Genomic DNA, 11,805 nt, shown 5'->3' on the forward strand with positions numbered 1-11,805 from the left:
ACAAACTTTTGAACAAAAAAACTGTTTACTGCTAAAAAAATAGATAAATCACTGGATCTTTCCGCTTACAATCTAATTCCTGATCGTCAGAAAAGCCTAAAGTTAAAACAAGCCACTGATCCTTTGTGTTCATTCAACACGAGCTCACCACTACCCAAAACAAGCATTCCTGGGTTGAATTGTGAATCACCAACCGAAGAATGCTTCGTATTTATTCTACTTTAAGAGGTAATTTCCTCACTCTCGATATAGCAATAGACCCTCAGTTCAGGCAAAGCCTGCTTTATTTGCTGCTCAATGTTATCAATAAACGTGCTTGGTTCTTCATCCGGCGCTAGTTTCAAGCTAAGGTCGGCGACGATCAAAAGTTCCTCTGGGCTTAGATGGAGGGTTCGTAAATCTTTGATTTGAATGATGGCAGGGTTGGCTAAAATTTGTTTGATCGCCATTAAATCTGATGCAGATGCCCCTTCGCCAATCAAAAGGCTATAAAATTCTTTGGCTAAAAAGACAGCAGCAGCTATCAACAACAATCCACCTAAAATGCCCCCGAGGGAATCAAATACCGGATTGCCTGTCAAAGCAGTCAATGAGATTCCTACGATGGCGATCGTCACACTACCTAAGGCAAACAAATTTTCCGTGAAGCCTAAAAGCAGATCGGAATCGCGGCTTTCTTTTAGGAAACGGACGAGGGGCTGGTTTTGCTTGTTTTGTTCTTTGACTTCTTGCCAACCATCTTGAACTGCAGTCACTTCAATAAACAAACTGACAAATAAGATTGCTGCCACCAGCTGGATCTGCTCCACTTCGTGGGTGGGGTCCAGCAAATCGCGGCTGGCTTCGACAACAGCTAAAATGCCGCCTCCTAAAAAGACCGTCATTGCGACCACGGTACTAAAAAAGTAGGTCGCTCGTCCTTCACCGAACTGATACAATTCACTGCGTCCTCGCTGTGCTCGGTTTTCACCGATGGCCAAAAGACCTTGATTGATGCAATCGATCATACTGTGAATACTTTCGTTCATTAAAACTGCACTGCCGCTAAGGAAGTACCCGATGGCTTTCATGAGCAACCCTAAGACATGGGTCAACAAGACGATTCTACGGGCTTTTTGTTCTTGCTGTTTTTCCATCATGGTTCCTCCCTCGGTGTCGGCCTCGCTGCAGTAGGCTGCTTCTTATCTAAAGCATAGCACTGCACTTCTTAGATGAAAACGAAAGTGGCTTGTGACAAAGATTTACCATTTGCTCCCCTCTTGAACGCAAAAAAACCAGGATTTCTCCTGGCTTGCTTCAGATAATTATACTTCATTAATAATTTGAATCTGATCCATACTCCGTGCCATAGCCCGTTCCGTTGTCAGTACCGTACTCGCTGCCATAACCTGTTCCTTGAGACCCGTCGTCGTATCCTGTCTGAGCATCTGTGTTTTGATTTTGGGTACTCTGTTCTTCTGTCTGCTTGCCTAATGCCTTAAGCATGTCGTTTCGGATTTCATTGTAAGAGTAGTCTTGGATGTACACAATGGACTGACCATCGTAAGACTCCCCATCATACCATTCAAAGGTATGACTATTGATTTCAAATCCTGAAATCATATTTCCAGCAAGGGAAACTAAATCTTCAAATTTAAAGTTTGTATTTACGTCATTACTTACAGAATCTAAAATTTCTTGATATTTCGTCACGTTATTAATTTTTAAAGCCTGATGAATTGCTGCTTCAATGACTTCTTGCTGACGATTTCCCCGATCAACATCGGTATCCATTTTTCGAATACGCGCAAAAATCAAAGCTTGCTCACCATTCAACAACTGACGACCTTCCGGAATCAATGTTTCCCCAGAGTTATCTGCGGCATAATCTTGATTTATGTCGTAAGGGACATTTACAGTTACACCACCAATTGCATCAATAATTTTTTTAAAACTTATGAAATTCACATTTACATAGTAATCGATTGGTAATTGCAAATAATTTTGAACGGTTTCGATCGTGGCATCTTCTTCTCCGACTGTATAAGCACTATTGATTTTTGCTGTGGTATAGATTGTACCTGTTCCAGTTCCATCATAGATATTCGTCCAAATATCCCGCGGGATGCTGACCATATCGATTTTTTTATTTTCGCCATCATAAACCATGTAGATCAAACTATCAGTACGTGCACTGTCTAAATGATCTGTTTGTTCACGTTCCTCATCATTATCGACACCCATCAATAAAACACCGAACTTAGAACTTACATCGGATGTTTTGAGTGATCCATCCTCTTTTTCTTTGTTAGAGGTTATCACAGCGGATTCTTTAAACATTTTATCCACTGAATTTTTTGCTGCATAATACGTATAGCCGGCAAATAAAACGATGCCTGCAATGGCGAAAAGAAAGATTCCTCCAATAATCACGCGTTTGTTGCGCGCTTTGTGGGCTCTTTGCTGTTTATATCTCGTCTTTCTATCCATAGTGCCTCCTTCATTTCTCCTGAATTGCTCTCCCCGATTGTACCAGAATTTTTGCGATCCGCCTATTTTTTTAAGAAGTTTTATTCTTTTTCTGTGAAGTCCTTTAAACATTCCTTAAAAATAATTCTGATGATGAAAGAAAGCTGGATAATTAGTCAACTTCTATGGATATTTTATTAAAAAACGATTTTTTTCATTCACCCTTTTTTGATGGATCAACTTCTTTTTCGACAGTAAGCTGAATAATTACACCAAATGGATCGCGAACACTTGCATAAAAAAACGCAAACGGATTTTCACTAGGTGCCTGGATCACCTGACTGCCCTTTTCCACTAGTCGTTGATAAAGCTTTTGAACTGTTTTGGTGTCGTCTATCGTCAAACTCAAGGATAAGTGATTCCCTGCTTGAATGGGCTCCCCTTCGATCAATGGATTGTCAGCCAGCTGCAACTGGAAATCTCCGATTTGTAGGATGGAATGAGAAAGATACTGTTCTTGACCTGCAAGAATCTCCAGCGTTGGATCAAGTTTTTTTTGATATTCTTGGTTGGTGATGGCGAATAAGAGGGTCGCGTCTAATGTTTCCTGATAAAAGTGGATGGCTTCTTGGGCTTTGCCGTCTAAGGTCAAAAATAAAGCGATTTTTGGTTCGATCATTTGTTGGTTCCTCCTTTTCTTGTTACCATAAGTGTAACTGTGAATATTGCCAAAACTTGGCACCATTGGAGAAAGAAATGAAAAAATCAGAACGTTTAACTCAGGAGCTATTGTATTTACAAGGAAAAACCACTTTTCATCTAGCTGATTTGATGGAAACCTTTGCGATTTCAAAACGTACAGCCGTCCGCGATGTCCAATCGTTGGAAGAGCTGGGCTTGCCTCTCGTGGTAGAAGCCGGTCGTTATGGCGGCTATCAGATCTTAAAAAATCAACTGACCCCCTTGTACTTTGACAAAAATGAACGTTATACCCTTTTCTTTGCTTTACAGCTCTTACAAAAACTGTCCGATTCTCCTTTTGATCGGAGCTATCAAGGGCTGCGGCGAAAACTTTTGCAGTCTTTTTATCAAGGAGATACCGACTGGTTAGAAAAAATGGAGACGGCGGTTTCGTTTCAAGGGGTGCCTCAATTGACGAGTGCACCGATCCTCTCAGCGCTTTTTTCAGCAATCGTACAAGAACAGGTCATCCAATTTACCTATCAGCGTTATCAAAAAACGAACAAGACCGTACAACCCTATCAGCTGGATTTTCGTGCTGGTTACTGGTATTGTTTGGCCTTTGATTGTCAAAAGCAGGCCTTTCGCCGCTATCGCTGTGATGCAATGCAGGGACTTGCTCCGACTGAAAAAACAGGCTATACCTTGCAGCAGTTAGCTGAAAAACAGCTGCAGCAACAAGTGTTGACACAAACACTGGGCTATCACATCCGCTTTGATCTATCGGCAAAGGAACGCTTGTGGCAAGAAAAATATCCTGATATGGCAGTGGTGGAACGTCCTAGTGAGCTTTGCTTAGAAGGACACATTGCCGACAATGAGCTTGATTTTCTAGCTGACTTTCTCTTGCAATTTGGGCCAACCATCAAAGAAATCGAACCGTTAGCCCTCAAACAGGCGTATACTGAAAAAGTTCGGCGGATGCTGCAGCCATTTACAACTGACTAAGCGTCTTCACGCTGTTCGATGATGGTTGACACTCTGCCTAAAACGATTCTTACTTATAAGGAGTTTTCTACCCATGTTTCTTTTAAATAAAAAAACCTTCCAAGCGTTGGCAGCCCCCTATTTGACGGAAGGAGCTGTGATCGGCTATGCAAAATGGCAGTCCTTCAATGCCATCACCAGCCGTACCCTGCTCGTCTTAGATGATCAGCAATTGACGATTTTGGCATTGAATCTTTTCTCGACAAAAGTCCTGCAGCACAAAATCGTGCCGCTTGCTGAGCTAAAAAAACAGCACAAAGATCCTGTTGTAGGGATGCTCGTCCCGATTCGCTTTACTTATAAAGGGGAAACCTACCGTTTTCAAATGCAGCGAGTGATTTTGCCCTTGGGGGATTGGCAAAAAACCTTTCTTGCCCGCTGGCAGGCGTGGTAAATAGGCAGCAACTGGCAAGTTCTAATTGTAAAAGAAAGAATTTTCATGAAATTTACACTCTTTTACAAGAAAGTTGTTGTATTTTTCTGATAATGTTTTCGGCTATTTCGTTCTATGGTAAGATGTCCCTAAAGAAATGGAGGCTGTCTATGGTATGTATGGAAAGTGAACGGTTAACGATCCGTCCGTTTCAAGAAAGTGATTTTGCCGATACCTTTGCTATTTATCAGCAAGCGGAAGTTTGCCGTTTCTTACTTCATGAGCCTTGGCAGACAGAAACGGCAGCGGCGTCTTTTGCCAAAAAATGTCAACAGCACACCTTGACGGACCAAGCAGGTCTTTCTTTGGCGGTACTACACGATCAAACGGTCATCGGCGATTTGTCGGTGTGGTCTACTGGTCAGCCGTCTTCCGTTGAAATCGGCTATGCCTTCCATCCGTCATTTGGCGGACAAGGGTTTGCTCAAGAAGCCTTGAAAGAGTTGTTGGACTGGTTGTTTGCCAGTCAGAAGATCCATCGGGTCCAAGCGACGCTAGATGCCCGCAATCAGGCCTCAGCCAAGCTTTGCCAACGGATTGGATTGCGCCAAGAAGCACATTTTATCCAAGACTGGTGGAACAAGGGGGAATGGACCGATAGTTTGGTTTTTGCCTGTTTAGTCAGTGAACATCTTGCTGAAGTTCACTCATAAGCTCATGAGGATGAACAAGTCCGCTCATCCGCAATAATTTAGGAGGTTTTTTATGATAAGCTTGTTACGCTACGCCAAGGATTATCGCAAACAGATTATTCTTGGTCCGTTTTTCAAATTTTTAGAAGCGGTGTTTGAATTGGTTCTGCCTTTGCAGATGGCCGCTTTAGTCGATGAGGGCCTACGGCAAAACAATTGGTCGAAGGTCGTTGAAATGACGATCTGGATGATCGTGATGTCCGTGGTGGGGATGATCTGTGCCGTCATCTGTCAGTATTATGCTTCCGTCGCTTCTCAAGGATTCGGGACAGAATTACGCAATCGCTTGATGAAAAAAATCAACACCCTTTCCCATAGCGAACTGAACTTATTCGGTACTGATACGTTGATTACTCGAATGACCAACGACATCAATCAGATGCAGATTGCTTTGGCGATGCTGATTCGGCTGGTGGTCCGGGCACCCTTCTTAAGTATCGGTTCCGTGATTATGGCCTTTGTCATTGATTGGCAAGCTGGCTTGATTTTCCTACTCGTTTTACCGCTCTTTTGTATCGTCTTATTCTGGATCATCGCCAAAACCGTGCCATTGTATAAGAAAGTTCAAGTCCATTTAGATGAGTTGAATGAGCTAGTTAGTCAAAATTTAAGCGGGATTCGGGTGATTCGTGCCTTTGCCCGCACAAAAACGGAAACGAAACGCTTTGATAAGGCAACTGATGATTTAAGTGAGGTCTATTTACGGGTGACAAATCTGTCTGCTTTATTGACGCCTGCCACCACCTTGATCATGAATGTCGGCATTATCGCGTTGTTTTATATCGGTGGATTCAAAGTCAATATAGGCAATTTGCAGCAAGGACAAGTGCTGGCACTGGTCAATTACATGAATCAAATGCTCTTAGCATTGATCGTGGTTTCCAACTTAGTGATCATCTTTACCCGTGCGGCAGCATCAGGTTCACGGATCAACGAAGTTTTAACCACTGAGCCATCGATCGGCGATGAACTTTCAGAAGTCTTTATGGATCAGCCGAAAAACAACGTCGGAGCGATTCGCTTTGAACATGTTGATTTCCGCTTTTCAAAAGAATACGGATTAGCTTTGAAAAACATTGATTTCCAAGTCGCGCCAGGGTCTATTTTAGGTATCACTGGACCAACCGGTAGTGGGAAATCTGCCTTGACCCAATTGATTCCCCGCTTCTACGATGTAGCAGATGGCAAAGTGATCGTTGACGGTCACGATGTGCGGAAATGGCCTTTACAGCAATTACGCCAAAAAATTGCTATGGTGCCTCAAACCGCCGTGCTGTTTACGGGGACGATTCGGGAAAACTTGCAATGGGGCAAAAAAGAGGCCACCGATGAAGAATGCTGGCGCGCCTTAGAGATCGCTCAAAGCCGTGACTTCGTTGAAGCCTTGCCGCAGCAACTGGATACCCCGATTTTTGAAGGTGGCAAGAACTTTTCTGGGGGACAAAAACAACGGTTAACGATCGCCAGAGCGTTGATTGCTAAACCAGATATCTTGATTTTGGATGATTCTCTGAGCGCCCTTGACTATCAAACCGATCTTGATTTGCGGATGGCTTTAAAAGAAAGCATTCGTGGCACGGTCATCATTATCTCTCAACGGGTTCGCTCCATTCAAGACGCGCAGCAGATCTTAGTCTTAGACCAAGGGAATTTGGTAGGCAAAGGGACCCATGAAGAGCTGTTGGCATCTTCAAAAGAATACCAAGAAATCGTCGCATCACAGGCAGAGGAGGAAGAAGCATGAAAAAGAAATCATTCGATTGGTCGGCCTTTCGTCGCTACCTCCCTTATTTAACTGCCTACGCGAAGGAAACTTGGGCAGCAGTTGTCCTCGGGATCGCTGCTGGCGTCTCCTCGGTTTATATGACGTATCAGATTGGTCAAGCCGTCGATCAGCTGATAGGTGCTGATCAAGTGCAATTTAGCACTCTCTATCGTATTTTGCTTCTGTTTGCCGGAGTGGTTTTAGTGACTGTGGTCAGTCAATGGTTGATCCAGCGACTGGGCAACCGCGTGGCGTATTTATCTGTCGCCGATTTGCGTAAAAAAGGTTTTGCGCATCTCAATACATTGCCTTTGCGCTATTATGACCAAAACTCCCACGGCAACATCGTCAGTCGTTTTACCAATGACATGGATAATATTTCCATTGCCGTCGCTGCAGTCTTTAACCAGCTGTTTTCTGGTATTTCGGTCGTCTTGATCGCCTTAGTCGTCATGCTGCAAATGAGTGTGCCCTTAACGTTGGTCGTATTGGTTTCGACCCCGATCATCTTTTTGGTCAACTGGATCGTGGCACGAACGTCACAATCGCATTTTGCTCGCCAACAAGAAATCGTCGGCGAAATTTCTGGCTTTGTTACGGAAATGATCGGCAATCAAAAAATCGTCAAAGCCTTTGATCGAGAAACCATCAACCAAAACCGTTTTGAAACGATCAACCAAGAATTGAATGTCCGGGGGCAAAAGGCACAGTTTTCTTCTTCTTTGACCAATCCCCTTTCACGATTCGTCGATCATTTGGCGTATCTGTCAGTCGGCTTTGTCGGCGGTCTGCTTTACTTTTCTGGTTCAGGTGCTGTCACGGTTGGGATGATTTCCAGCTTTACGATCTACTCCAGTCAGTTTTCGAAACCATTCATTGAATTGTCAGGAATTACGACCCAGATTCAAACGGCATTGGCTGGACTTTCAAGAACCTTTGAGCTGTTGGATCAAGAACCAGAAACAGCCGATGACCAAGAATCTCAATCACTGGGTGAGATCAAAGGAGAGATTGCCTTTGAGGAGGTGTCTTTTGCTTATGATCCTGGTCAAAAATTGATCGAAGATTTCACTTTTACTGCAAAACCTGGAGAAACCGTCGCGATCGTCGGAAAAACCGGTGCCGGTAAATCGACGTTGGTCAATTTGTTGATGCGTTTCTATGATGTTGATAAAGGCGCGATCAAGATCGATGGCACCGATATTCGTCAGTTGAAACGAGAAGAATTACGGCAAAGCTTCGGAATGGTCTTGCAAGATACATGGCTCTTTGATGCCTCTTTACAAGAAAACTTGCAATACGGAAATGACACTGCCACAGATGAAGAAATCTATGATGCCCTAAAGCATGCCTATATGTATGAATATGTGATGCGCTTACCAGAAACACTAGATACACCGATCGGTCATCAAGGCATCAAGATCTCTGACGGACAACGACAGCTATTGACGATTGCCCGCACGATGATCAGTAACCCACCAATGCTGATTTTGGATGAAGCAACCAGTTCGGTTGATACTCTGACTGAGAAAAAAATCCAAGATGCCTTTTTGAAAATGATGGAAGGCAAAACCAGCTTTGTGATCGCCCATCGGTTATCAACGATTCGAGCAGCAGACAAGATCCTTGTAATGGATGCCGGTCAAATCGTGGAGCAAGGAACCCATGAAGAATTACTGGCAGAACAAGGCTATTACTATCGCCTATACCATGCTCAATTCCAACATTGATCAGTCATACAACAACCCCCACCACCTCAAAGAGAGACTCTTGAGTTGGCGGGGGTTGTTTTGGTTGATTTATTGGTTCCAAACATCGGCATATTCTGGTTTGCGTTCAAATTCTTTTTTGGCAAAGGGACACAAAGGAATGATTTTCTTTTGTTCTTTGCGGGCTTTTTCCACCCCTTTTGCCACTAATTTTTCGGCGAGTCCTTGTCCCCGATAAGCAGGATCGACAAAGGTATGATCAATGATCATACGCGTTTCACCGGCTTTTGACCACGTCATTTCACCAATTTCTTTGTCACCGTCTTTTAACACAAATCGAGCATTTTCTTCTAAGATTTCCATGATTGTTCCTCCTTTAACACATACTTTAATGCACCGCTTGGACAGGTATGGATCACTTGTGCCGCTTGGGCTGCTTCCCCATTATCAGGAATCACCCAGGGACGCCGTCCAACTTCAAAAATGGCGGGATTGCCCCGCACACAATTACCGCTGTGGGTGCAGATCTCTTTGTTGTAATAAATATCGATCGCTTCACCACGATACTTCCGATATCCTGCAGCAATCAACCCTTCTTCTGTTTCATTCGCTAGTGGCTGTTCGTCCATGTTGAACACCCTCCTCTTACTGATTGTCAGAAGCAAACTGCCTGCCTCCTCCTTCATCATACGACTTCTCGAGAAAAAAATAAATCATTTGTTCTAAAATAGCCTCTCAGTTGCCGATCATTAGCCAAAAGCTTACGGCAGCAAAATAAAGCGTCCCGTCAAAACATGCTGCTTTGACGGGACGCTTTTTTCATTCGTGGGGCACTTTTGCAACAAAATGAAACCGCTGCGTGGCGTAATCCCCGGCTAAATGAGGATCGATATACAACCCGAGTTGCATCAATTCATCGCCACCGAAGCTCTCTCCCCCGCTTTGATAGGTGAGGTCAGGATCAAGACCAGCCAGCTTTAAAGTAACCAATGGTGCAGAGGCTTCGGCTAAGACTCGGAAGTAAAAGACGATCGCTTCTTTTTTATCTGGGGAAACATACAGCCAGGCGGTGTCATTGCCTTCATAAGGGCTGAGCAGTCGAACAAAGCGACCCAACTGCAGCAGGCGCCGATGTTTTTTATAAAAAGCGATTTGATCTTTGATCTGCGCTTTTTCCTTTTGTGTCAGCTGTGTTAAATCAAGCTCATAGCCCAGTAAGCCAGACATCGCAGCATTGCCGCGAATCGCTAGATCCGTTGCCCGTTGGGTCTGATGGTTCGGGATCGCTGAGACATGGGCACCCATGGTGGATGGCGGATAGACCAGACTGGTTCCGTATTGAATCTTCAGGCGGGCGATGGCATCGGTGTTGTCGCTGGTCCAAATCTGCGGCATATAATACAAGAAGCCAGCATCAAAGCGCCCACCGCCACCAGAACAGCCTTCAAATAGGATCGTTGGATAGGCAGTGGTCAGTTTCTCTAGGAACTCATACAAGCCCAGCAGATAGCGATGCGCGACCTCCCCTTGCTGGGCAGGATCGAGGAGCAAGGAATAGACATCCGACAGACTGCGGTTCATGTCCCATTTGATATAGTCGATGGCAACCGTATCAAACAGTTGGGATAATTGCTGATAGAGATGGTCTCTGACATCTTGCCGAGAAAAGTCCAACACATACTGACTGCGGCTAAGCGCTGGCTTGCGATTTGGTACTTGTAACAGCCAATCGGGGTGTTGTCGGTTCAGTTCACTGTCGCCCGAAACCATTTCTGGTTCCAGCCAAAGCCCGAATTGCAGCCCTTTGTCATGGACTTTTTGGGCAAATCCTGCCAAGCCAGAAGCTAGCTTGCCTTCGTTTTCAAACCAATCGCCTAATGAGGTTTGGTCATCTTCTCGCTGACCAAACCAGCCGTCATCCAAAACAAACAGTTCGATTCCCAGCTCCTTCGCTTCATCAACGAGGGCATCCAGTTTTTCTTCATTGAAATCAAAGTACGTTGCTTCCCAGTTATTGATCAGGATCGGCCGTTCTTGCTTTTTGTATTTGCCCCGAATCAAATGCTCATCATAAAAGTCATGATAGGTGGCTGACAGCTGGTTCAAGCCAGCCTCACTATAAGCAATCACGGCTTCTGGGGCTTGAAAGCTTTCAGTTGGCGGCAATTGCCAGGCAAATTGATGGCTGTTGATCCCCATGATCACACGAGTCTGATGGTAAGGATCTTTTTCGATGATAATTTCATGGTTGCCACTATACAGCAAACTAAAACCAAAACACTCCCCAGCAAACTCCGTAGCATTAGGTTCCAGTATGACGGCAAAGGGATTTTGCTGATGGCTACTGGAACCACGCTTGCTGTCCAAACGCTTGATGCCGCGATTGATTGGTTCTCGGGTGACTTGGCGTTCTTTCGCCCATACCCCCGGCAAGTGGATCAAATCAAAGGGACGGTTAGGAAAATCGAGCGCTTGACTCGCCAGCTGCTCGATCGTAACAGGTTGGATTCCGTGGTTGATTATTTTACTTGAGCGGACGATCACTGCCGCATCCTCGAAAATCGTGTAAAACAGCTGCAGTTCGAGTCCCGCCACATCATCTTTTAAGGACAGAATCAGTGTTTCGATCCCGTCGTCGGCACCATGTGTCTGAGGCAATCCTGCTAGGGCGGGTTTGCCTTGTTGAATCTGGTAATCACTAAAGACAAAATGGCTGACTCGGCTACCGTTAGACTGGCGAATCCTATAAGCTGCTTCTCGAAAATCTCCGAAGCCGTTGCCAGGAAATTCCATCATCAAGGTGTCTAATGAGAAAAGCCGGTCGCTGCTGTCTGGGGGATTGGGCGAAAAGGACCGATCAAGACGTGGATAACGATAGCCGCCAGAATAATGAGCGATTTTTTTTCCAAAATAAAGGTGTGCCACATTGCCCCCTTCTTCTATTTGTATGAGATAGCTGATTTGATCGTTGCTTAAATGAAAGACGTTTAATTGTTTGTCAAAAAGAATCATATCGTACCCTCTACTTTA

General features: G+C 44.5%; 11 protein-coding genes. 5 read left to right on the forward strand and 6 right to left on the reverse strand.

Going from position 1 to position 11,805, the window contains the following annotated elements:
• Window positions 1-221: 221 nt before the first annotated feature.
• The 3 genes from IGI92_RS10710 to IGI92_RS10720 all read right to left on the reverse strand — a co-directional run bounded on the left by IGI92_RS10710 (window position 222) and on the right by IGI92_RS10720 (window position 3,127).
• Complete coding sequence (locus IGI92_RS10710; RefSeq protein ID WP_430606997.1) at window positions 222-1,139, reverse strand: cation diffusion facilitator family transporter; 918 nt, start codon at window positions 1,137-1,139, stop codon at window positions 222-224.
• A gap of 175 nt (window positions 1,140-1,314) precedes the next feature.
• Complete coding sequence (locus IGI92_RS10715; protein WP_034868433.1) at window positions 1,315-2,469, reverse strand: LCP family protein; 1,155 nt, start codon at window positions 2,467-2,469, stop codon at window positions 1,315-1,317.
• Window positions 2,470-2,662: 193 nt separating this feature from the next.
• The gene (locus IGI92_RS10720; protein WP_430606999.1) at window positions 2,663-3,127 is read right to left on the reverse strand and encodes a VOC family protein; all 465 of its coding nucleotides are present in this window, start codon (window positions 3,125-3,127) and stop codon (window positions 2,663-2,665) included.
• A 77-nt stretch (window positions 3,128-3,204) separates the two neighbouring features.
• Between IGI92_RS10720 and IGI92_RS10725 the strand changes: the two genes are divergently transcribed.
• The 5 genes from IGI92_RS10725 (at window position 3,205) to IGI92_RS10745 (ending at window position 8,796) form a co-directional block, all read left to right on the forward strand.
• Window positions 3,205-4,137 (forward strand): helix-turn-helix transcriptional regulator, encoded by a 933-nt coding sequence (locus tag IGI92_RS10725; protein WP_313151199.1) that lies wholly within the window; start codon window positions 3,205-3,207, stop codon window positions 4,135-4,137.
• 73 nt (window positions 4,138-4,210) lie between these two features.
• Window positions 4,211-4,570 carry a hypothetical protein gene (locus IGI92_RS10730; protein ID WP_016621521.1) on the forward strand — a complete coding sequence of 120 codons (360 nt, stop codon included), beginning with the start codon at window positions 4,211-4,213 and terminating at the stop codon, window positions 4,568-4,570.
• Between the two features lie 149 nt (window positions 4,571-4,719).
• Window positions 4,720-5,262, forward strand: coding sequence for a GNAT family N-acetyltransferase (locus tag IGI92_RS10735; RefSeq protein WP_034878476.1), 543 nt, complete (start codon window positions 4,720-4,722; stop codon window positions 5,260-5,262).
• 52 nt (window positions 5,263-5,314) lie between these two features.
• Window positions 5,315-7,045, forward strand: a complete 1,731-nt coding sequence (locus tag IGI92_RS10740; RefSeq protein ID WP_194188374.1) for an ABC transporter ATP-binding protein — start codon at window positions 5,315-5,317, stop codon at window positions 7,043-7,045.
• Window positions 7,042-8,796, forward strand: coding sequence for an ABC transporter ATP-binding protein (locus IGI92_RS10745; protein WP_430607002.1), 1,755 nt, complete (start codon window positions 7,042-7,044; stop codon window positions 8,794-8,796). The genes IGI92_RS10740 and IGI92_RS10745 overlap by 4 nt, the downstream gene beginning before the upstream one ends.
• Window positions 8,797-8,865: 69 nt before the next feature.
• Here IGI92_RS10745 and IGI92_RS10750 read toward each other — a convergent pair whose 3' ends face one another.
• From IGI92_RS10750 to IGI92_RS10760, 3 genes are all read right to left on the reverse strand, one after another.
• Window positions 8,866-9,138: a GNAT family N-acetyltransferase gene (locus tag IGI92_RS10750; RefSeq protein ID WP_005234932.1), complete on the reverse strand. Its 273-nt coding sequence runs from the start codon at window positions 9,136-9,138 to the stop codon at window positions 8,866-8,868.
• Window positions 9,126-9,404, reverse strand: a complete 279-nt coding sequence (locus IGI92_RS10755; protein ID WP_008378829.1) for a (4Fe-4S)-binding protein — start codon at window positions 9,402-9,404, stop codon at window positions 9,126-9,128. The genes IGI92_RS10750 and IGI92_RS10755 overlap by 13 nt, the downstream gene beginning before the upstream one ends.
• 190 nt (window positions 9,405-9,594) lie before the next feature.
• Complete coding sequence (locus IGI92_RS10760; RefSeq protein ID WP_430607004.1) at window positions 9,595-11,787, reverse strand: alpha-galactosidase; 2,193 nt, start codon at window positions 11,785-11,787, stop codon at window positions 9,595-9,597.
• Window positions 11,788-11,805 lie beyond the last annotated feature (18 nt).

The organism is Enterococcus sp. DIV2379 (genome assembly GCF_050542965.1).
Classification (GTDB): domain Bacteria; phylum Bacillota; class Bacilli; order Lactobacillales; family Enterococcaceae; genus Enterococcus_D; species Enterococcus_D entomosocium.

Bases quoted from the DNA above. Each gene is read 5' to 3' on its own strand.
- IGI92_RS10710 (WP_430606997.1), bottom strand. From the start codon at position 1,139: ATGATGGAAAAACAGCAAGAACAAAAAGCCCGTAGAATCGTCTTGTTG.
- IGI92_RS10715 (WP_034868433.1), bottom strand. From the start codon at position 2,469: ATGGATAGAAAGACGAGATATAAACAGCAAAGAGCCCACAAAGCGCGC.
- IGI92_RS10720 (WP_430606999.1), bottom strand. From the start codon at position 3,127: ATGATCGAACCAAAAATCGCTTTATTTTTGACCTTAGACGGCAAAGCC.
- IGI92_RS10725 (WP_313151199.1), top strand. From the start codon at position 3,205: ATGAAAAAATCAGAACGTTTAACTCAGGAGCTATTGTATTTACAAGGA.
- IGI92_RS10730 (WP_016621521.1), top strand. From the start codon at position 4,211: ATGTTTCTTTTAAATAAAAAAACCTTCCAAGCGTTGGCAGCCCCCTAT.
- IGI92_RS10735 (WP_034878476.1), top strand. From the start codon at position 4,720: ATGGTATGTATGGAAAGTGAACGGTTAACGATCCGTCCGTTTCAAGAA.
- IGI92_RS10740 (WP_194188374.1), top strand. From the start codon at position 5,315: ATGATAAGCTTGTTACGCTACGCCAAGGATTATCGCAAACAGATTATT.
- IGI92_RS10745 (WP_430607002.1), top strand. From the start codon at position 7,042: ATGAAAAAGAAATCATTCGATTGGTCGGCCTTTCGTCGCTACCTCCCT.
- IGI92_RS10750 (WP_005234932.1), bottom strand. From the start codon at position 9,138: ATGGAAATCTTAGAAGAAAATGCTCGATTTGTGTTAAAAGACGGTGAC.
- IGI92_RS10755 (WP_008378829.1), bottom strand. From the start codon at position 9,404: ATGGACGAACAGCCACTAGCGAATGAAACAGAAGAAGGGTTGATTGCT.
- IGI92_RS10760 (WP_430607004.1), bottom strand. From the start codon at position 11,787: ATGATTCTTTTTGACAAACAATTAAACGTCTTTCATTTAAGCAACGAT.